The 20,120-nt window shown below is 67.6% G+C and carries 23 protein-coding genes; 13 read left to right on the forward strand and 10 right to left on the reverse strand.

All coding sequences use genetic code 11. The features are described from left to right. Positions 1 to 2: 2 nt before the first annotated feature. Genes JMT67_RS13670 through JMT67_RS13685 form a run of 4 tightly spaced genes read right to left on the reverse strand, consistent with a single transcriptional unit; the run spans position 3 to position 1,773 of the window. Positions 3 to 350 (reverse strand): DUF1428 domain-containing protein, encoded by a 348-nt coding sequence (locus JMT67_RS13670; protein WP_054764796.1) that lies wholly within the window; start codon positions 348 to 350, stop codon positions 3 to 5. Positions 351 to 372: 22 nt separating this feature from the next. Further along, complete coding sequence (locus tag JMT67_RS13675; protein WP_152949551.1) at positions 373 to 855, reverse strand: VOC family protein; 483 nt, start codon at positions 853 to 855, stop codon at positions 373 to 375. Continuing rightward, positions 855 to 1,313, reverse strand: a complete 459-nt coding sequence (locus JMT67_RS13680; RefSeq protein ID WP_201463763.1) for an SRPBCC family protein — start codon at positions 1,311 to 1,313, stop codon at positions 855 to 857. The genes JMT67_RS13675 and JMT67_RS13680 overlap by 1 nt, the downstream gene beginning before the upstream one ends. 13 nt (positions 1,314 to 1,326) lie before the next feature. Further along, a complete protein-coding gene (locus tag JMT67_RS13685; RefSeq protein ID WP_201463764.1) occupies positions 1,327 to 1,773 on the reverse strand; it encodes a VOC family protein in 447 nt (148 codons plus the stop codon). 56 nt (positions 1,774 to 1,829) lie between these two features. Between JMT67_RS13685 and JMT67_RS13690 the strand changes: the two genes are divergently transcribed. Both JMT67_RS13690 and JMT67_RS13695 read left to right on the forward strand, forming a co-directional pair. Continuing rightward, positions 1,830 to 2,525 carry a winged helix-turn-helix transcriptional regulator gene (locus tag JMT67_RS13690; protein ID WP_201463765.1) on the forward strand — a complete coding sequence of 232 codons (696 nt, stop codon included), beginning with the start codon at positions 1,830 to 1,832 and terminating at the stop codon, positions 2,523 to 2,525. 91 nt (positions 2,526 to 2,616) lie between these two features. Beyond that, positions 2,617 to 4,521 (forward strand): methyl-accepting chemotaxis protein, encoded by a 1,905-nt coding sequence (locus tag JMT67_RS13695; protein ID WP_201464058.1) that lies wholly within the window; start codon positions 2,617 to 2,619, stop codon positions 4,519 to 4,521. Between the two features lie 13 nt (positions 4,522 to 4,534). Here the strand turns inward: JMT67_RS13695 and JMT67_RS13700 are convergent, their stop codons facing one another. After that, a complete protein-coding gene (locus JMT67_RS13700; protein ID WP_201463766.1) occupies positions 4,535 to 4,744 on the reverse strand; it encodes a flagellar basal body rod C-terminal domain-containing protein in 210 nt (69 codons plus the stop codon). Positions 4,745 to 4,949: 205 nt separating this feature from the next. Between JMT67_RS13700 and JMT67_RS13705 the strand changes: the two genes are divergently transcribed. The 3 genes from JMT67_RS13705 (at position 4,950) to JMT67_RS13715 (ending at position 8,208) form a co-directional block, all read left to right on the forward strand. Then, positions 4,950 to 6,863: a DEAD/DEAH box helicase gene (locus JMT67_RS13705; protein ID WP_201463767.1), complete on the forward strand. Its 1,914-nt coding sequence runs from the start codon at positions 4,950 to 4,952 to the stop codon at positions 6,861 to 6,863. A 38-nt stretch (positions 6,864 to 6,901) separates the two neighbouring features. Then, a complete protein-coding gene (locus tag JMT67_RS13710; protein WP_201463768.1) occupies positions 6,902 to 7,225 on the forward strand; it encodes an Mpo1-like protein in 324 nt (107 codons plus the stop codon). Between the two features lie 92 nt (positions 7,226 to 7,317). Then, a complete protein-coding gene (locus JMT67_RS13715; protein WP_191558197.1) occupies positions 7,318 to 8,208 on the forward strand; it encodes a hypothetical protein in 891 nt (296 codons plus the stop codon). 72 nt (positions 8,209 to 8,280) lie between these two features. Here JMT67_RS13715 and JMT67_RS13720 read toward each other — a convergent pair whose 3' ends face one another. From JMT67_RS13720 to JMT67_RS13740, 5 genes are all read right to left on the reverse strand, one after another. After that, positions 8,281 to 8,841, reverse strand: a complete 561-nt coding sequence (locus tag JMT67_RS13720) for a 3D domain-containing protein (RefSeq protein ID WP_152949556.1) — start codon at positions 8,839 to 8,841, stop codon at positions 8,281 to 8,283. Between the two features lie 84 nt (positions 8,842 to 8,925). Further along, on the reverse strand, positions 8,926 to 9,750 hold the full coding sequence (locus JMT67_RS13725) for a sulfite exporter TauE/SafE family protein (protein WP_201463769.1): 825 nt from the start codon (positions 9,748 to 9,750) through the stop codon (positions 8,926 to 8,928). Between the two features lie 35 nt (positions 9,751 to 9,785). Beyond that, positions 9,786 to 10,472, reverse strand: a complete 687-nt coding sequence (locus tag JMT67_RS13730) for a hypothetical protein (protein WP_183217981.1) — start codon at positions 10,470 to 10,472, stop codon at positions 9,786 to 9,788. 75 nt (positions 10,473 to 10,547) lie between these two features. Beyond that, the gene (gene dusA / locus JMT67_RS13735; RefSeq protein WP_201463770.1) at positions 10,548 to 11,564 is read right to left on the reverse strand and encodes a tRNA dihydrouridine(20/20a) synthase DusA; all 1,017 of its coding nucleotides are present in this window, start codon (positions 11,562 to 11,564) and stop codon (positions 10,548 to 10,550) included. 219 nt (positions 11,565 to 11,783) lie between these two features. Next, on the reverse strand, positions 11,784 to 12,713 hold the full coding sequence (locus JMT67_RS13740) for a LysR family transcriptional regulator (protein ID WP_054764807.1): 930 nt from the start codon (positions 12,711 to 12,713) through the stop codon (positions 11,784 to 11,786). Between the two features lie 92 nt (positions 12,714 to 12,805). On the opposite strand from JMT67_RS13740, the gene JMT67_RS13745 reads away from it, so the two are divergent. From JMT67_RS13745 to JMT67_RS13780, 8 genes are all read left to right on the forward strand, one after another. After that, positions 12,806 to 14,308 (forward strand): CoA-acylating methylmalonate-semialdehyde dehydrogenase, encoded by a 1,503-nt coding sequence (locus JMT67_RS13745; protein ID WP_201463771.1) that lies wholly within the window; start codon positions 12,806 to 12,808, stop codon positions 14,306 to 14,308. Between the two features lie 144 nt (positions 14,309 to 14,452). Next, positions 14,453 to 15,592, forward strand: coding sequence for an isobutyryl-CoA dehydrogenase (locus JMT67_RS13750; protein WP_201463772.1), 1,140 nt, complete (start codon positions 14,453 to 14,455; stop codon positions 15,590 to 15,592). Between the two features lie 66 nt (positions 15,593 to 15,658). Further along, on the forward strand, positions 15,659 to 15,940 hold the full coding sequence (locus JMT67_RS13755) for a type II toxin-antitoxin system Phd/YefM family antitoxin (RefSeq protein ID WP_182714146.1): 282 nt from the start codon (positions 15,659 to 15,661) through the stop codon (positions 15,938 to 15,940). Beyond that, positions 15,921 to 16,331 carry a type II toxin-antitoxin system VapC family toxin gene (locus JMT67_RS13760; protein ID WP_201463773.1) on the forward strand — a complete coding sequence of 137 codons (411 nt, stop codon included), beginning with the start codon at positions 15,921 to 15,923 and terminating at the stop codon, positions 16,329 to 16,331. The genes JMT67_RS13755 and JMT67_RS13760 overlap by 20 nt, the downstream gene beginning before the upstream one ends. A 7-nt stretch (positions 16,332 to 16,338) precedes the next feature. Then, positions 16,339 to 17,385 carry an enoyl-CoA hydratase/isomerase family protein gene (locus tag JMT67_RS13765; protein ID WP_201463774.1) on the forward strand — a complete coding sequence of 349 codons (1,047 nt, stop codon included), beginning with the start codon at positions 16,339 to 16,341 and terminating at the stop codon, positions 17,383 to 17,385. Next, complete coding sequence (gene mmsB / locus JMT67_RS13770; protein ID WP_267904152.1) at positions 17,279 to 18,340, forward strand: 3-hydroxyisobutyrate dehydrogenase; 1,062 nt, start codon at positions 17,279 to 17,281, stop codon at positions 18,338 to 18,340. Before JMT67_RS13765 ends, mmsB begins: the two co-directional genes overlap by 107 nt. Positions 18,341 to 18,582: 242 nt before the next feature. Continuing rightward, positions 18,583 to 19,080, forward strand: coding sequence for an RNA polymerase sigma factor (locus tag JMT67_RS13775; RefSeq protein WP_182714142.1), 498 nt, complete (start codon positions 18,583 to 18,585; stop codon positions 19,078 to 19,080). Then, entirely contained in the window at positions 19,077 to 20,045 is a 969-nt protein-coding gene (locus JMT67_RS13780) for a FecR family protein (protein WP_183217992.1), read from the forward strand. The genes JMT67_RS13775 and JMT67_RS13780 overlap by 4 nt, the downstream gene beginning before the upstream one ends. The last annotated feature ends 75 nt before the right edge of the window (positions 20,046 to 20,120 follow it).

Below are 20,120 nucleotides of genomic sequence, written 5' to 3' on the forward strand. Positions count from 1 at the left end.
CCCTATGACTGGAAGATGGTTTCGAAACCGCCCCACATCATCCGCTTGCCGTCGAAGGGCATGTCCATCTCGGCGAAGCCGGGGTCGGTCTCCATCTGCGCCCAGCAGGCGTCGGCGGTGGCGCGGTCGGGCCAGGTGACCCAGGAGAAGACCACCACCTCGCCCGGCTCCAGCTTTACGGCCATGGGAAAGCTGGTCAGCTTGCCGTCGGGCACGTCCTCGCCCCAGGTCTCGACCTGGGACAGGGCGCCGTATTTCTGAAACAGGGGCCAGGAGGCCTGGGCGGACTTGACGTAGCGCGCCTTGTCCTCGGATTTCACGGGGGTCAGGAAGCCGGTCACATAGGTCATGGGGTCGTCCTTTGCTGAGGGTTCAGAGGTCGGCGACGGCGCGTTCCAGGGCCGCGACGTCGATCTTGATCATCTCCATCATGGCCTGCATGGCGGCCTTGGCGCGGGCGGGATCGGGGTCGGTCGTCAGTTCCACCAGGCGCCGAGGCGTTATCTGCCACGACAGGCCCCAACGGTCCTTCAACCAGCCGCAGGCGTTCTCGCGGCCGCCGTCAGCGGTCAGGGCGTCCCACAGCCGGTCGGTTTCGGCCTGATCCTCGGTCATCACCATAAAGGAGACGGCCTCGGTGAAACGGAAGTTCGGCCCTCCGTTCAGGGCCAGATACTCACGGCCCGCCAGGACGAACTGCACCGTCAGGACCGAACCGGCCGGGCCGGACGGCGTGTCGACCGGCGAGCGGTTGACGGCGGTGATACGGCTGTCGGGCAGAAGCGACACATAGAAGGCGGTGGCGGCTTCCGCCTCGCCGTCGAACCACAGGCAGGGAACGATCTTGTCGGCCATCACGCCGCTCCTTCGGCCAGTTCGGCCAGTTGATCGGCGACGGCGGCCCAGCCCTGTTCGAAGCCCATGGCTCGGTGCGCCGACATGGCCTTTTCGTCCCAATGGCGGGCGACGGCGGTGTAGAGGGTCGCATCGCCCTCGACCTCAAAGGTGTCGATGCGGACGAAGTTCATCTCGCCGGCCTGGGGAACCCAGCCCTCGGTGAAGGCGCCGGTCGAGACCAGTCTGCGGCCCGGAACCACCTCCAGGAAGACGCCGGAATAGGGATGACGCTCCCCCTCGGGCGAGGCCATTTCGACATTGGCCCGGCCGCCGACGCGCAGGTCCCAGTCCACCACCGGCGTGGTCCAGGGACGGGGGCAGAACCATTCGGCGGTGCGTCGCGTATAGACGTTCCACACCGTTTCCGGCGCGGCCCTGATCAGGCGGCTGATGCGGAGTTCGAAAATCTCGGACACGGCGACCTCCGTTTCACGCCGGCGTCAGGTCATGGGCGGCGAAGGCCTCGGGCCCGGCGGCGACGGCTGTGGGGTCCATCCACATGACCTCCCAGATATGGCCGTCGGGATCGGCGTAGCTGCGGCCGTACATGAAGCCGTAATCCTGCGGGCTGTTCGGGTCGGGCAGACCCCCGGCGCCGGCGGCCCGGGCGACCGTCGCATCCACCGCCGCCTTGTCCTCGCGCGACAGGCACAGCAGCATCTGGGCCGAGACCTGGGCGTCGGGAATGGCCCGGTCGGTGAAGCTGCGCCACTTGTCGTGGGTCAGCAGCATGACGTTGATCACGTCCGACAGGACCATGCAGGCGGCCGTCTCATCGCTGAACATCGGGTTTTTCGTCGCCCCGACGGCTTCATAAAAGGCGACCGAACGGTCAAGGTCGGCGACGGGCAGGTTGATGAAGATCAGTTGGGTCATGCGGCGGTCCTCTCCCTCTTTGCGAACCGTGCCTTTGATAGTTAGAATAGTCAATAATGAAGTTAGAAAAAGTAACTGCAAAGCCGGGGCGCCGTTATCATGACGCCTGTGGGGCCGCCCATGGGCTGGACCTGATCGGCGAACGCTGGGCCCTGCTGGTCGTGCGCGAGCTGATGCTGGGCCCGCGCCGGTTCGGCGATCTGAAGAAGGATCTGCACGGCATATCGGCCAATGTCCTCACCCAGAGGCTGGAGGGGCTGGAGGCGTCGGGAATTCTGCGGCGTCGCAAACTGCCGCCGCCCGCCTCGGTCCAGGTCTATGAGCTGACCGACTGGGGGCTGGAGATCGAGCCGGTCTTCATCGTCCTGGGGCGCTGGGCGGCGCGGTCGCCCCAGCATGATCCGACCCTGCCGATAAGCGCCGTCTCGATCATGCTGTCGTTCAAGACCATGTTCGATCCCGCCCTGGCCGGGGGCGCCGCCCTGGTCCTGGGCTTCGTCTTTGAAGACGAGACCTTCCGGGTTGAGATCCGGGACGGCGGTCTGGACGCGCGGCGGGGGCCGATCGACGACGCCGCCGTGGTCCTGACCACCCGCCCCGAACGGGTCGCGGCGGCCGTTTACGGCAAGGTTCCGACGGCGGCGCTTGAGGCCGAAGGCGGGCTGAGGATCGTCGGCGACCGGGCGGTCTTCGAACAGTTCACTGGGTATTTCCACCTACCCGAAAAGGTCGGATTGGAAGCGTCGCCTTAGAAGGTTTGGTAAGGCTTGTCCGGTAGTTGCGACGGGTTAACCGCTTTCGGAGCCGGTCGTGTTCAAGTCCTTGTCCATATCCATCAAGCTGATGATCGCGCTCGGGGCGATGATGAGCGCGTGCGGCGTGGCGACCCTGGTCGTCCTGTTCAGCCTGGTGACGCTGCAACGGTCGGACACGGCCGAACGGTCCGCCTATCAGATCAGCGAGGCGGCCACTCTGACCCTGGCCGCCGCCGTCGAACAGCAAAACGCCCTGCGCGCCTATGTGGCGACGGGCCAGGAGACGGCGCGACGGGACTATCTGGCGCGCAAGGCCGCCTTCGACCAGGCGGCCCAGGCCCTGGACGCCAGCGACGCCGATCATGTCTACGCCGCCCAGCATCAGGCGCTGAAGGCCGCCAGCGACGCCTTTCACCAGCAGTCGCAGGGGCTGATGGCCCAGGCCGCCGATCCGGCGACCCGGCTCCAGGCCGAAGCGCGGCTGTTGCAGACGGCGGACCTGAAGGACATTCGCGCCGCCGTCACCGCTGTCGATCAGGCCGCCGATGCGGTGCTGAGTCAGAGAAGCGCCGCCAAGAAGGCGGCTTTCGGACGGGGCTATGCGGCCCTGGTCGTCGGCGGGATCCTGGCCCTGCTGGTCGCCGCCGCCATGACGGTCTGGCTGGTCCGGGCGCTCAGCCAGCCGATCGTCGCCATGACCCGCGCCATGGCGCAGCTGGCCGGCGGCGATCTGAAGGTCTCCATCCCGGCCCAGGGGCGTGGCGACGAGATCGGCCGGATGGCCGCGGCCGTCGGCACCTTCCGCGACAACGCCGTCGAAAAGGCCCGGCTGGAAGCCGAGGCCCAGTCGCAGCGGGCGGTCAGCGAGGCCGAACATCGCGCCAATGAAGCCGAAAAGGCCCGGATCGCCGAGGAGGATCGGATCGCGCTTACGGCCCTGGCCGAGGGGCTGTCGGCCATGTCCAACGGCGACCTGACCTATCGGATCGAAACCGAGTTCGCGCCCAAGGCCGCCCAGCTCAAGTCCGACTTCAACGCCGCCATCGCCCAGCTGCAACAGGCGATGGGCGTCGTCCTGGGCAATGTGGCGGGCATTCGTTCGGGCGCGGCCGAGATTTCCCAGGCCGCCGACGACCTGTCGCGCCGCACCGAACAGCAGGCCGCCTCTCTGGAAGAGACGGCGGCCGCCCTGGACGAGATCACCGCCACGGTGAACAAGACCGCCGCGGGCGCGCGCCAGGCCGCTGACGTCGTCGACGCCGCCAAGGGCGACGCCGAGACCTCGGGCGTCATCGTCCGCGACGCGGTCGAAGCCATGCAGGCGATCGAGTCCTCGTCCAGCCAGATCAGCCAGATCATCGGCGTCATCGACGAGATCGCCTTCCAGACCAATCTGCTGGCTCTGAACGCGGGGGTCGAGGCGGCGCGGGCGGGCGAGGCCGGTCGCGGCTTCGCCGTCGTGGCCTCCGAGGTCCGCGCCCTGGCCCAGCGGTCGGCGGAGGCGGCGAAAGAGATCAAGACCCTGATCTCGACCTCCACCAGCCAGGTGGGCACCGGCGTGACCTTGGTCGGCCAGACCGGCGAGGCTTTGCAACGGATCGTCGACCGGGTGGCCGAGATCGACGGTCTGGTGTCGGAAATCGCCGCCTCGGCCCAGGAACAGGCCATCGGCCTGGCCCAGGTGAATACGGCCGTGAACCAGATGGACCAGGTCACCCAGCAGAATGCGGCCATGGTCGAACAGTCGACCGCCGCCAGCCACGCCCTGGATCAGGAAGCCCAGTCCCTGCAAGCCTCTGCGGCCCGGTTCAAGGTCGGGACCGTGGGGCAGGCCTCGCCCAAGCCCGCGGCGCAACGTCCGGCGGCGCCGGCTCCGGCTTCGGCGCGGGCGTCTACGCCCCATATGGCGGCGGCCTTGAAGACCCTGGGGCGCGGCGGCGCGGCCCTTGCACCCAAGGCTGCGCCCGAAGCCGACGGCTGGGAAGAGTTCTAAGCGGCGACGCGGCTCAGGCCAGGATGTCCAGCAGGGTCGCCGTCATTTCGTCGGCGGTGCGGACCACGGCGGCGTTGGCGCTGAAGGCGGTCTTGGCCTGGAGGCGTTCGAGGGTTTCCTCGGCGAGGTTGTCGAGCGGCGCGGTCGCAGTGCGGCGCGCGCTGTTTTCGAACCGCATCTGGGCGCTGGTCATTCCGGCGGCGGCGATGGAAAGCGCTTGCATGACAGGCTCCGAACGAGGCGGGTTTGATCGCCAGACTGTCGCCCTCAGGTCAACGTCGCCTGAAGGAACAGGGTGAACGGCGTTTTCCGCCCCGCTTCAGCCTTTATCCGTGTATAGAGCGCCCATCATTCGCCCGGCCTGAGGTCTGTCCTCGGCCGGGCGCGGTCGTTTCGACGACCGCCTCGTCCGTCATTCCAGGTAGCCGATGCCCTTTCCCGCCGTTCACCCCGCGCTCGACCGCGCTCTGATCAACAAGGGCTATGCCGAACCGACCCCGGTTCAGGCCGCCGTGCTGGAAGAGGGCCATGCGGACCGCGACCTGCTGGTCTCGGCCCAGACCGGATCGGGCAAGACGGTGGCCTTCGGCCTGGCGGCGGCGCCGACCCTGCTGGGCGACAGTCCCCAGTTCGGCCCCGGCGGCGCGCCCCTGTGCCTGGCCATCGCGCCCACGCGGGAGCTGGCCATGCAGGTCGCCGCCGAGCTGCAATGGCTTTACGCCGATTCCGGCGCCAAGATCGCCACCTGCGTCGGCGGCATGGACGCGCGCCGTGAAGCGCGTGCCTTAAGCTTCGGCGTCCACATCGTCGTCGGCACGCCCGGCCGTCTGAAGGACCATATCGACCGGGGCAATCTGGACCTGTCCGAGCTGAAGGTCGCGGTGCTCGACGAGGCCGACGAGATGCTGGACATGGGCTTCCGCGAGGACCTGGAGCACATTCTGGACCAGGCGCCGGAAGGCCGCCGCACCCTGCTGTTCTCGGCCACCCTGGCGCGCGAGATCGTGACCCTGGCCAAGCGCTACCAGAAGGATGCGGTGCGGATCGACGCGACCGACAAGTCGCGCCAGCACGCCGACATCGAATACAGGGCCTATCGCATCGCGCCCAATGAGATCGAACATGCGGTGGTCAACACCCTGCGCTGGTTCGAGGCGCCGCGGGCCATGGTCTTCTGCTCCACGCGCGACAGCGTGCGGCATCTGCAATCGTCGCTTCTGGAGCGGGGCTTCTCCTCGGTCAGCCTGTCGGGCGAAATGGGCCAGCGCGAGCGGACCGACGCGCTTCAGTCGCTGCGGGACGGTCGCGCCCGCGTCTGCGTCGCCACCGACGTCGCCGCGCGGGGTCTGGACCTGCCCGACCTGGGCCTGGTCATCCACGCCGAACTGCCGATGAACCGCGCCGGCCTGCTGCACCGTTCGGGCCGGACGGGCCGGGCGGGCAAGAAGGGCGTCTCGGTCATGCTGGTGCCCCACTCGCGTCGCCGCAAGGCCGAGCGTCTGATGGACGAGGCGGGGATCGAGGCCGTCTGGTCCGGCGCCCCGACCTTCGACGAAATCCGCAAGGCCGACGAGGATCGGCTGCTGTCGCCCGCCCATTTCGAGGCCGAGGTGTCGGACGAGGACATGATCGTCGCCAAGCGGATGATCGCCGAACGCACGCCGGACGAGATCGCCGCCGCCCTGGTGCGCCTGTTGCGCAAGGAACAGCCGGCGCCGGAAGAACTGTCCGATCCGGGCGCCGATCGCGGGCCGGCCAAACGCGACCGCGCCGCCCGCAACGACGACGGCACGGCCGCCCAGCCCTGGCCCGGCGAACGCCTGGGCGCCGACGAGGTGGTCTGGTTCCGCCTGGACGTGGGCCGTAACAAGAACGCCGACCCCAAATGGCTGATCCCCCTGATCTGCCGCATCGGCGGCATTTCCAAGCCCCAGATCGGCTCGATCCGCACCTTCCCCGAAGAGACCCGGTTCGAGATCGCCAAGACCCATGAAAAGGCCTTCCGCGAGGCGGTCGCCGCCTCGAAGGAAGAGGTGAAGATCACGCCGTCGGAAGCGCCCACGCCGGGGTCGATGAAGGCGTCGCGCTTCGCCGGCAAGCCGCGCGAGGACGGCGACCGCCCCTTAAAGAAGACGCCCTACAAGCGTGCCGAAGGCGGAGAGGGCGACGCCCGTCCGCCGTTCAAGAAGAAGCCCTGGGCGCCCAAGACCGACGGCGCCGCCAATCCGCGGTCGAATGCGGCGGGCGACAAGCCCTTCGCCAAGAAGCCGTTCAAGGCCAAGCCGGGCTTCAAGAAGGACGGGTTCAAGAAGGACGGCTTCAAGGGCAAGCCCAAGGGCTGAGACTTGATTGATCCTGGGCGGAGGCGCACCCTTCGCCCATGAGCACGCCGTCCGAACCCCAGGGCCGATACGCCTCGTTCGAGGCCTTCTACCCCTATTACATCCATGAGCATTCCAACCGGACCTGTCGGCGCATCCACGTCGTGGGCACCGGACTGGTGATCCTGGCCCTTCTCGCCTTCGTCGTGACCCTGAATCCCTGGTGGCTTCTGGCCATGCCCCTGGTCGGCTACGGCTTCGCCTGGGTCGGACATTTCTTCTTCGAGAAGAACAAGCCTGCCACCTTCAAATATCCGCTGTGGAGCCTGATGGGCGACTTCCGCCTGTTCTTCGAGACGGTGTCCGGCAAACGCAAATTCTGACCGCGCGCCCTCGGTTTCGGAAGCTGCGCCTTTCTGGAAAATGGGTTATGCAGAAGGTGCGGCGGGAGGCCGCAGGGAAGGGGAAACGCTTCATGAAACGCATCGCCGCCGCGGCCGTCGCCGCCCTCATGCTCACGCCGGGCGTGGCCCTGGCCCAGAAGTCGGGAAGCCGCCCGGACTTCACCCTGTCGCCCAACTATGGGGAGGTGGAGCTGGAAAGCGGCTTCACCCCCGATCCCTGGACCAAGTCCATTCTGGCCGGCGGTTCCGTGGCCGCCTCGGCCGCCCGTTCGGGCTGCGAAGGTTCGGTCAGCGCCGCGCCGGATCTGCAACTGACCTATGAGGCCGGCGAACTGGACCTGACCGTCCGGGCCACGGCCTCGGAAGACACCACGCTTCTGATCAATACGCCCGACGGTCAGTGGCTGTGCGACGATGACAGCGGCGGCGATCTGAACCCTCAGGTGCTGATCTCCGATCCGCAGAGCGGCCGCTACGACATCTGGCTGGGCACCTATAATGACAAGATGGTCCAGGCGACGCTGGAGGTCAGCGAACTGGGCGGCTCCAGCAGCGGCGGCGGCGAAAGCCCCGATACGGATAAGGAGCCGAACTACGGCTCGGTGCGCCTGCGCACCGGCTTCACCCCCGATCCCCACGAAAAGTCGATCCTGGCCGGCGGCTCGGTCCCGGCCGCCAACGCCAAGGCGGGCTGTGAAGGTTCGGTCAGCGCGGCGCCCGACTATCAGGTCTTCTTCGAGGCGGGAAATCTGGACCTGACCTTCCTGGTCGAGGCGTCGGAAGACACCACCCTGTTGATCAATACGCCGAACGGCCGCTGGTACTGCGACGACGACAGCGGCGGCAGTCTGAACCCCAAGGTCCAGATCACCAATCCGCAGAGCGGCCGCTATGACGTCTGGGTCGGCACCTATGGGGACGACATGGTCCAGTCGACGCTGAAGGTCAGCGAACTGGACTGAGCCTTCGCAAATCCCGCACATGAAAACGCCGGCCCCTGACGGAGCCGGCGTTTTTCACGTCTGGACGGTGAATTAGCGGCCGGCGCTTTCCCAGGCCGGGGGGCAGCCGTCAAAACGACCGGCGTCGGCGATGGTCAGGGTCCGCATGTTCAGACGACGCGCCTGGGCCATCGAGCCGCGGCCGTTCCCGGTATAGAGGTCGATCTTCTGACCCTTGATCGCCCCGCCGGTGTCGGAGGCGTACCAATAGCCGTCATGGATCGAACCGTCGGCCAGACGCATGCCCACGGTTTCGCGGATGAAGAGTTTGGTGCGACGCGGAATGACGCGGGGATCGACCGCCACGGTGCGCATGGCGATGGGACGGCAACCCAGGGAATCATTGCCCGTCGCCCCGCCGCCGCCCGCATGATAGAGCCGGGCCGAGGCGCGCCAGTCGGGATCGCCGGCCATAAGCTCGGCCTGTTCCTCCGTCAGGGCCGCAGCCTCCAGATCGGGGGAACCGATGTCGTCCGCCGGGGTTTCAACCCTGGCTGCATCCGCCGCGACAGCGACATTGTAAGGGACTGGCTCGCTCGAAACCGAGGACAGAGCGGTCCACAACAAGGCGAAGGCAGCGGAGGCGCCGATCATCCGATTTGCTCATAGAGGCGCCGGCTCCCAACGCCGCCGGCGCGCGTTTTGTCGCCGGGACTTGTGGCCAGAAAGGGGCGCGGCTCAAAACGCCTTGATGACGACCGATAGGGCTGTCGCCAACAGATAGACTGCAAAGGCTTTTTTCAGGACGCGCCGATCCAGCCGGTGCGCCAGCCGCGCGCCCAGCGGCGCCGACAGGGACGTCATCGTCCCCATGATCACGGCGGCGGGCAGATTGACATAGCCGAGCGACAGGGGCGGGCGGCCCGGCGCGTCCCAGCCGAAGACGACGAAACCGGCCGCCGCCGCCGCTCCGATCGCGACCCCGAAGCCCGAGGCCGTCGCCACCGCCTGGTGGATCGGCCGGCCGAACAGGCTCATGGTCATGCCGCCCAGACTGCCGCCCCCCACGCCCATCATGGCCGAGAACAGGCCGATCAGGCTTCCCAGGACGCCTCGGGTCCCGCCCGTGGGCATGTCATTCCTCAGCACGTAGCGCTCGGGCAGCAGGCCCATCTGGGCCGCCACCAGGATCAGCAGGACGCCGTAAACCAGGGCCAGCCCCTCCATGGAGGTCACGCCGGCGATGGCCGCCCCCGCCACGGCGCCCAGGGCCACCCAGGGCGTCCAGGTCCGCAGCACCTGTTCGTCCACGGCCCCGTGCTTGCGGTGGGCGGCCAGGGACCGCAGGGCCGTGACCACGATGGTCGCCAGCGAGGTGCCGATGGCGGTGTGCAGATCGCCCTCTCCCCCGACGCCCAGGACAGTGAAGGCGTAGAACAGCACCGGCACCAGAACCGTGCCGCCGCCCACCCCGAACAGGCCGGCGATGATCCCGCCGAACAGCCCCGCCCCGATCAGGGCCAGAACCAGCAGGGCGATTTCAGACAGGGGCAGGCCGAACATGCCGCGCCCTTAGCAGGCGCGGGGCGCCTTCACCATCAGAACCGGTAGTTGAGCCCGATCTGCACGACGGGCAGGACCTTGTAGTCGTCGGCGTCGGCCTGAATCTCACGCTCCTCTTCCGCCAGACGATCCTGGAAGGCCGGCTGGTCGGACAGGGTCCCGCCCGAGGCGTTCAGATCGACCTGGGGCGCATCGCCGAAGGCCGCGCCGGCCAGCAGCCGCAAGCCCCAGCGCCCGTCATGGGTGAAGGTGTTGTCGAACCCGAGGCCGACGAAGGGGGCCGTGCTTTCCAGGTCGATGCGGCCGGTCAGGGTTCCGACCTGCTCAGGCGTGAAGACCAGGCCGCCGATATTGACCGGCTCGGTCGGGGTGGCGTTCAGATCGACCTTGCGCGTGCCGAAATAGGCGCCGGCCGAGACGAAGAAGGGGTTCTTGAACGGGTGCAGATCCACGAAGGCGCCCGGCGACTTGAAGTCGATGTCGGCCTCATAGTCGATGCCGTCATAGGTGTCGTCGCGGTCCCACTGAAGCGCGTCATAGCCGCCGCGCAGCACCAGATAGTCGTTCACGGCGAACTGGGCCTGAAGCCCGGCGCCCGGCGTGCCGACCTGGGCGCCCAGGGCGAACCGGCCCCGCTCCGCACTGGAAACGGGCGTCTGGGCTGCGGCCTGGGCGGCGGGCAGGAGGGCGGCCGCGGCGGCGGCGAGGGCGATGAGCTTCATGGCGGACTCCGGTCGCGAAAAGGGTTCGACGCTGAAAGGCGCGGCGACCCGGACGGTTCCCGTCCCGGCTGGGCGTCAGGCCGCCGCGTCGCGCCGCGCCTCGGCCTCGCGCACCGCCTCGGCGGCGCGGTCCAGAACCTCCAGCCCAGCGCCCGGCCGGATGGCCTCGACGGTCAGGATGCGGCGGAAGGCCCGCGCGCCCGGCCGTCCGTGCATCAGCCCCAGCATGTGGCGCGTCATGGCCGCCAGCCGCACCCCCTCCGCCAGCCGGGCCGCCATATAGGGGCGATAACGGTCCAGGGCCGCAAAGGCGTCGACGTCGACCGTCTCGGCCCCGAACAGGCGCCGATCCGCCTGACCCAGGAGGGCCGGCTCATGATAGGCGGCCCGGCCCAGCATCACCCCGTCCAGCCGCACCCCGTCGGTGTCGTCCAGCAGGGCCTCGGCCTGATCCAGATCGGCGATCCCGCCGTTGATCGAAATGTTCAGCTGGGGCCGCTCGCGCTTCAGCCGGCGCACCAGTCCATAATCCAGGGGCGGCACGTCCCGGTTCTCCTTGGGCGACAGGCCCTGAAGCCAGGCCTTGCGCGCATGGACGATGAAGACCTCGATCCCGACGGCGGCGCAGGCGTCCACGGTGGCGAACAGGCTGACCTGGGGGTCCTGGTCATCGACGCCGATCCGGCATTTGACCGTGGCGGGCACGGACACGGCCTCCCGGATCGCCGCCATACAGTCGGCGACCAGCGCCGGCTCGCGCATCAGACAGGCGCCGAACCGGCCCGACTGAACCCGGTCCGAGGGACAGCCGACGTTCAGATTGATCTCGTCATAGCCGTAGGCTTCGCCGATCCTGGCCGCCTGGGCCAGCTCTTCAGGATCGGACCCGCCCAGTTGCAGGGCGACCGGATGTTCGACCGCATCGAACCCCAGCAGATGATCCCGATCCCCATGCAGCACCGCCGGCGCCGTCACCATCTCCGTATAGAGCAGGGCCCGCGCGCTGAGGGCGCGGTGAAACGCCCGGCAATGCCGGTCGGTCCAGTCCATCATCGGCGCAACGGCCAGCCTACGCGCTTGGGTTATAGACATTGTTCATTAATATCAAAATGTTGGTTGACGGCCTGTGCGCTCGATCTTGCGCCGGTTTGCGACGTTGTTTCCGGCTTTTCGACATCTCAGCGCACGCAGAGCGCACACGAAAATGGCGAGATATGCGAAGCTCCCGTCCGGAACATGCGAGTCCAGGAGGAAGGGTCGCTATATAGGCGAGACCGTCCTCAAACGCGATGATGCGCGGGACAGCGGCCGTCAGCGCCGCTTCGATCCCTGTCGAGCCGGACGGTCCTGATCGGACCCGCGACGCTCGTGGGGAGACAGTCGTGTGCGGTGCATGTCGCAGATGTCCTTTATCCAGGCGTGAACAGCCTTGATCCGTGCACTGCCGTGGACCTCCCGGTGGGTGCTGAGCCAGAAACGACGCTCTATCCAGAGGTCTGGAAGCACGCGTTGGAGGCCGGTCGCCATGAAGCAGGGCAGGACGCCGATTCCCCCGTTCCCGGCGATGATTTCCCTCTGCGCGCGGATGGATGAAGAGGAAAGGACGGGCTTCAAACCCGGTGAAACCTCATCGAGATACCTGAGCTCCGGCGCATAGATCAGATCCTCGACATAGCCGACGATGTCGTGCCCGGTCAGGTCATTGGCGTCCTGGGGCGTCGGGTGTCGCTCGAGATACTCCGGCGAGGCGTAGAGCCCGAGCTGATAGGGCGTCAGCGGCTCCACGACCAGGCGAGCGCTGTCGGGCGCGCTCAGGGTGACGGCCATATCCACTTCGCGACGGCTGGGAGAGAGAAAGCCCGAGCTGGCCGCCAGTTCTATCCGGAGATGAGGATGCTGCCGGCGAAGCCCGGAAAGGGCAGGCGCCAGGATGGTGGCGCCGAACCCCTCGGCGGCGCTGATCCGCACGGTGCCCGCGATGCGATCGGGATGGCCGACGCTTGCTGCGGCTTCCATCGCCACCTCGGCCTGGGCGCCCGTTTCGAGGAGGTAGGCGCCGGCGGCTGTCAGCCGAAGGCCGCTTTTGGACCTCACGAGCAAGGTGGCCTTCAGGGCCGATTCCAGCCTCGCGATCCGGCGGCCCACGGTCGCCGCGTCGATCCCGAGCCGGATGGACGCTGTCGAAAGGGAGCCGCTGCGGGCTGCGGCGAGGAACACCCGGAGATCATCCCAATCAAACATGCGAAAATGCAATCTCAAACACGCAAAAACGCAGTTCAAGTCTGTAGATGAACAGTCTAGGGCTGGGCAAGATAAAAAAGGCAGGAACGCTCATGCGCGACATCAACCATTTCATCGACGGTGCCGTTTTCGCGGGCGCGTCGGGCCGGTTCGGCGAGGTGTTCAATCCCAATACGGGGGCGGTTCAGGCGCGGGTCCAGCTGGCCACGACCGGCGAGGTCGATCGCGCCGTACAGGCGGCCCAGAACGCTTTCGAGGGCTGGTCCAGCACCAATCCCCAGCGTCGCGCCCGGGTCATGTTCGACTTCAAACGCCTGGTCGAGGCGAACATGAACGAACTGGCCGAACTGCTGTCCAGCGAGCACGGCAAGGTCATCGCCGACTCCAAGGGCGACATCCAGCGCGGGCTTGAGGTGATCGAGTTCGCCTGCGGCATCCCCCATGCGCTGAAGGGCGAATACACCCAAGGGGCCGGGCCCGGCATCGACGTCTATTCGATGCGCCAGCCTCTCGGCGTGGTGGCGGGCATCACCCCGTTCAACTTCCCCGCCATGATCCCGATGTGGATGTTCGGCGTGGCGATCGCGGTGGGCAACACCTTCGTGCTGAAGCCGTCCGAACGCGATCCGTCGGTGCCGGTGCGGCTGGCCGAACTGATGCTGGAGGCCGGGGCGCCCAACGGCGTGCTGAACGTGGTGCATGGCGACAAGGCCGCGGTCGACGCCATCCTGACCCATCCGCTGGTCCACGCCGTCAGCTTCGTCGGCTCGTCCGACATCGCCCACTATGTCTATCAGACCGGCGCGGCCAACCATAAGCGGGTCCAGGCCATGGGCGGGGCCAAGAACCACGGGATCGTCCTGCCCGACGCCGACATGGATCAGGTCATCAAGGATCTGGCGGGCGCCGCCTATGGCTCGGCCGGCGAGCGCTGCATGGCCTTGCCGGTGGTCGTGCCGGTCGGCAAGAAGACGGCGGACGAACTCCGTGAACGGATGGTCGCCGAAATCCCCTCGCTGCGGGTCGGCGTTTCGACCGACGCCGGCGCCCATTACGGCCCCGTCGTCACGGCCCAGCACCGCGAGCGCGTCGCCGGCTGGATCGAGAAGGGCGTTCAGGAAGGCGCCGAACTGGTCGTCGACGGTCGCGACTTCAGCCTGCAAGGGCATGAGAAGGGCTATTTCATCGGCCCGTCGCTGTTCGACCATGTGAAGCCCGAGATGTCGTCCTATCATGAGGAGATCTTCGGCCCGGTGCTGCAGATCGTCCGCGCTGAGACCTTCGAGGAGGCCCTGGCCCTGCCGTCGCACCACCAGTACGGCAACGGCGTCGCCATCTTCACCCAGAACGGCCGCGCGGCCCGCGACTTCGCCGCCCGGGTCAATGTCGGCATGGTCGGGATAAACGTGCCCATCCCGGTGCCGGTCGCCTATCACACCTTCGGCGGCTGGAAGCGTTCGGCCTTCGGCGACATCAACCAGCACGGCATGGAGGGCGTCCGCTTCTGGACCAAGACCAAGACCGTGACGGCCCGCTGGCCCGACAGCGCCCTTGAGCATTCGGACAGCTCGTTCGTCATTCCGACGATGCGCTGACCCTTCGCCGCCGTCACCCTCGGGCTTGACCCGAGGGCCGGATTGTCCGCGGCTTGTGCGACGACGCGGACGCGCAGACGCTCCGGCCTCCGATCCTCGGGTCAAGCCCGAGGATGACGGGGGAGGGGCGGGGAGTGATGACCTATGAACTTCGCCCTTACCGACGACCAACGCGCCATCCAGGATGCGGCCCGCGCCTTCGCCGAGGCTGAACTGGCGCCCCATTCGGCCCGCTGGGACGAGGAGAAGCAGTTCCCCGTCGAAGTGATGAAACAGGCGGCCGAGATGGGCTTCTGCGGCATCTACACGGCTGAGGAACACGGCGGCATGGCGCTCGGCCGGGTCGAGGCGGCGCTGATCTTCGAGGAGTTGTCGCGCGGCGATGTGGCGACGGCGGCCTTCATCTCGATCCACAATATGGCGACCTGGATGATCGACCGGTTCGGATCGGACGCTCTGCGCGCGCGGTTCGTGCCGTCGCTGGTCGGGATGGAGAAGATCGCTTCGTACTGCCTGACCGAGCCGGGGTCCGGCTCCGACGCGGCGGCGCTGCGGACCACGGCGGTGCGCGACGGCGACCACTATGTGCTGAACGGCTCCAAGGCCTTCATCTCGGGCGCGGGGACCAGCGACCTCTATGTCGTCATGGTTCGCACCGGCGGCGAAGGCCCCAAGGGGATCAGCGCCCTGGTGGTGGAGGCCGGCACGCCGGGCCTGTCGTTCGGGGCCCAGGAGCGGAAAATGGGCTGGAACGCCCAGCCGACCGCCATCGTCCAGTTCGACGACTGCCGCGTGCCGGTCGCCAATCTGCTGGGCGAGGAGGGGGCGGGCTTCCGCTACGCCATGGCGGGTCTGGACGGCGGGCGTCTGAACATCGCCGCCTGTTCGCTGGGCGGGGCGCGGCTGGCGCTGGAGACGGCGCAGGATTACGTCGCAACCCGCAAACAGTTCGGTCGGCCGATCGGCGAGTTCCAGGCGTTGCAGTTCCGCCTGGCCGACATGGCGACCGACCTGGAGGCGGCGCGGCTGATGGTGTTGCGCGGGGCCTGGGCCATCGACGCCGACCATCCGGAAAAGACCAAATGGTGCGCCATGGCCAAGCGAATGGCCACCGACGCCTGTTTCCACATCGCCGACGAGGCCCTGCAACTGCACGGCGGCTACGGCTATCTGAAGGACTATCCGCTGGAACGGATCGTGCGGGATCTGCGGGTCCACCGCATCCTGGAAGGGACCAATGAGATCATGCGGGTGATCATCGCACGGGAGATGGGACGGGCATGACGCCGCCTATGGCTCCAGCCCCTTGGACGGTTTATGTTCTGACCATAATGGTCAGGAGACAGAGCCATGCGTGAGATCGGAGTGCTGGAAGCCAAGACCTCGTTCACCAGCTTGATCGCTGAGGTGGAGCGAACGGGCGAAGAGGTGCTGGTCACGCGACGGGGGCGGGCGGCGGTCAAGATCGTGCCGGCGTCGCCGCAGCGCCGGACCCGGTCGCCGGAAGAACGCCGCGCCATAGCCGAGGAGATCATCGCCTGGCGCGACGCCCAACCCATAGACTCGACCCTGGCGGAGATGAGCTGGGACGAGCTTAAAAAAGTGATCCGCGATGAAGACCGTCACGATTGACGCCTCCTGCGCGATCAGCTGGCTGTTCGCCGAACAGCGCACACGGGCGGCGGATCGATTGCTGCTGGACGAGGCGATTTATCGGACGGCGCCGGATGTGTTCGCGTGGGAGATCGGCAACTTCATCTCATTGCGGGTGGGGCGAGGCCGCGCCGATCTGGACCCATTGCGCGAGAAGCTGGACCAGTTGGACATTCGCGTGACGCCTCCCAGGGACAGCGAGGCGGCGTTGGCTCTGATCGGCCCGTCCGTGACGCACGGACTCAGCCTGTTCGACACCGCCTATCTGCTTCATGCCTTGGGCAATGGGGGGGCGCTGGCCTCCCGAGACGCTGCCTTGTTGGACGCCTGCCGCGCCGTCGGCGTCGATGTTTTTGATTTGCGGGATTGAGCCGAGAATGACCACCGAAGCCGAAATCATCGCCCGCATCGAGAATGGCGTGGGCCGCATCACCCTGAACCGGCCCAAGGCCATCCACGCCCTGAACCGGCCGATGTGCGAGGTCATGACCCAGGCCCTGCTGGCCTGGCGCGACGATGCGGCGGTCACGTCGGTGCTGATCGACCATGCCGGCGAGCGCGGCTTCTGCGCCGGGGGCGACATCCGCACGCTCGCCGAGAGCGGGGCGGGCGATGCGTCGGAGGCCAGGGCCTTCTTCCTGGCGGAATACCGGCTGAACCATCTGATGTTCGACTATCCCAAGCCGATCACGGCGATCGTGGACGGGATCGTCATGGGCGGCGGCGTCGGCATATCGGAACCCGCCGCCATCCGTATCGCCACCGAGCGGACCACCTACGCCATGCCCGAGACGGGCATCGGCCTGTTCCCGGACGTCGGCGGCGGCTGGTTCCTGCCGCGCCTGCCGGGCCAGACCGGCGTCTGGCTGGCGCTGACGGGGGCGCGGCTGAAGGCGCAACAGACGATCGAACTGGGCATCCACACCCACTATGTTCCGTCCGATCAGATCGAGGCGCTGAAGGCGGACATAGTGAACGGCGGCGAGCCGATCGAGGCCGTGGGCAAGCACGACATGCCGATTCCGCCGGGCTTCACGTTCGAGCGCAAAGCCATCGACCGGCTGTTCGCCTTCGACACGGTCGAAGAGATCTTCGCAGCCCTGGAGGCGGACGGTTCGGACTGGGCACTGGCTCAGCTGGCGGTCCTGAAGACCAAGTCGCCCCAGTCGTTGAAGGTCTCGCTGCGCCAGATCCGCACCGGGGCGAGGCTGACCGCCTTCGCCGACAATATGGCGATGGAATACGCCCTGGGCGGCCGGATGGTGCGGACCCACGACTTCCAGGAAGGGGTGCGGGCCGTGATCGTCGACAAGGACAATGCGCCCCGCTGGTCCCCTGCGGACCTGTCGGGCGTTACTGAAGCGACGCTGGACGCCCTGTTCGCGCCCTTGCCGGACAACGAAAAATGGACGCCGCTGGCCTGACCGCGGCCCCCGCTTTCGCGGGGATGAGCGGCCAACAATAGGGAGAGAGACCATGACCAAGATCGCCTTTATCGGCCTGGGCAATATGGGGGGCGGCATGGCCGCCAATCAGGCCAAGGCCGGCCATGCCGTCGCCGCCTTTGACCTGAGCGCGGCGGCGCTGGAGCGGGCGCAGGGCGCCGGCTGCAAGCCCGTCGGATCCGTGGCCGAGGCGGTCAAGGACGCCGAGGTGGTGATCACCATGCTGCCCGCCGGCCCCCATGTGCATAAGGTCTATGCCGAACAGATCATTGGGGCGGCGCCGTCCAGCGCCCTGCTGCTGGACTGCTCCACCATCGACGTGGAGACGGCGCGCAAGGTGGCGGGCCTGGCCAAGGCGGCCGGCTACGCCTTCGCCGACGCGCCGGTGTCGGGCGGGACGGCGGCGGCTGATGCGGGAACCCTGGCCTTCATGGTCGGCTGCGACGAGGGCGACTTCGCCCGGGTCGAGGTGGCGCTGGAACCCATGAGCCGGATCACCATCCGCGCCGGCGATCACGGCGCGGGCCAGGCGGCCAAGATCTGCAACAACATGCTCCTGGGCATATCCATGCTGGGCGCGTGCGAGGCGATCGCCCTGGCCGAGAAGCTGGGCCTGGACCCGGAGCGCTTCTTCGAGATCGCCTCCAAATCCTCGGGCCAGTGCTGGAGCGTGACCAGCTATTACCCCTGGCCCGGCCCCGTACCCGCCGCCCCGTCGAACCGCGGCTATCAGGGCGGATTCGCCACCGCCATGATGCTGAAGGATCTGAAACTGGCCCAGGACGCGGCGGCCAAGTCCGGCGCCTCCACCCCCCTGGGCGCCCAGGCCCAGGCCCTCTACGCCCTGTTCGACGGCCTGGGCCACGGCGGCCGCGACTTCTCGGCCATGCTGCAGATGCTGCGCGGACGGCTGGACGCGCTGGAGGCCCAATGATGGCCGACACCCCGGCCCCAGGCGCTGAATGCGCTGGATTCGGCCCTGTTCGCCGGGCGAGGGGCCCCGCCAAATCAGCCGCCTGATGCGGGAAGGTTGAAACGCGGTCGCCCTTTTCCGCGCGGTTTCGCCCTCTTGGGCCGATCTTTGGTTAAAAGCCGAGGGCGGCCGTCGAGGCGTTATGAGTCTGTCAAAAGCGCCTGCTAAGCCCGGCTCCGGGTCTGGAGAGACGGGCGACAGTCTTGGACGATCACGCGCGCTTCTCCGAAGCCTTGGAAATCGACGGGCAGCGCCGGCCGTTGATGCGATTTCTGTCGCGTCATGTGCGAGATGAGAGCGTGCGCGAGGATCTGGTGCAGGAAAGCCTGGTCCGCTTGCTGCTGTTTTCCCGTCGACACGCCGTCCAGAACATCTCGGCGGCGGCCAGGACCATCGCCTGGAACGTCATGCGCGACCACTTCCGCCGCCGTCGCCGTGTCGAGGCCGAGCCCTTGAGCGACGGCCAGAGCAGCGACGCGCCCCTGCCGGACCAGATGCTGCTGCACAAACAGCGGCTTCAACAGTTCGTCCAACTGCTCGAAGAGATGCCGCCGCTGCGTCGGGAAGTCTTCATCCGGCGTCGACTGCACGGCCAGACTCATGCGGAGATTGCCGAGGCTCTGGACCTGACGCCGGATGCCGTGGAAAAACACATCGTGCGCGGCATGCGGCAGTTGTGCGAAGCGATCGACCAGAGATGACCTCCTCCCTCAAAGATCAGGCCGCGCGGTGGGTGGACCAGGGCGGCGGCGCCGAGGCGTTGAACGACTGGCTCCAGGCGTCGCCCGAACACAGGCGCGCCTATGATCAGATCGATCAGACGATGCGCGATCCCGCGCTGGTCGAGGCCATGCGGCTGCACGACGCCCGACCCAAGGTCGTCGGGTTGCGCCCCCAGGCGCGCGCAGGGGCCTTCACACGCCCGGTCCGGGGCTGGACGCCGGCCCTGGCGGCCGCCCTGGTCGCCGGCCTGCTGCTGGCCGGCGTCTTGAGCGCGCCGCCGCTGCGCGAGCGCCTCTATCCGGTCGCGGCGCCCAGGTCGCCTCTGTTGGTGGTCACAGCGCCGGGACAACTGCGGACGATCACCCTGTCGGACGGCAGCCGAATCCACCTCAACGGCGACACCCGACTGAGCCTGGCGCAGCAAGGCGGCGGACGACATGCGCGGCTGATCCGGGGCGAGGCCCTGTTCGACATCCGCCACGATCCGGAACGGCCCTTCGTCCTTGCGCTGGATCACGGCTCGCTGACCGATCTGGGAACCACCTTCAATGTCAGCATCTCCGGCGATCAGGCCGCCGTTCAGGTCTATTCCGGCACGGTTCGACTGAAGGGTGAGACGGGGGTGGCGACGCTGAACGCCAATCAACAGGCCGATTTGACCCGAGGAGTCGTCGGATCGGTCAGCGGCTTCGACGCCCAGGCCGGCGACTGGCGGGGCGGTTGGATCGAGGCGCGCGATTGGCCGCTTCACCGCGTGGTCGAGGCGCTGAGACGGCGCAGCGGCGTCGCCATCGTCGTGGCCAGCCCGGCCCTGGAGTCCAAACGCATCACGGGCCGGGTGCGGCTGGACACCCCGCGTGAGGATCTGGACGCCCTGGCCGACCTGCACGGCTTCGTCGTCCGAGAACGTTCGGACGGTCTGGTGCTGACCCAGGGCGGCTGAGGCGAAGGCGCCTTTCACAAAACCTTGTCAAAACTCCCTGTCCGGTTTCGCCGGACCCCGGCGTCGTAACTCCCG

The organism is Brevundimonas aurantiaca, assembly GCF_904830995.1.
GTDB lineage: Bacteria > Pseudomonadota > Alphaproteobacteria > Caulobacterales > Caulobacteraceae > Brevundimonas > Brevundimonas aurantiaca.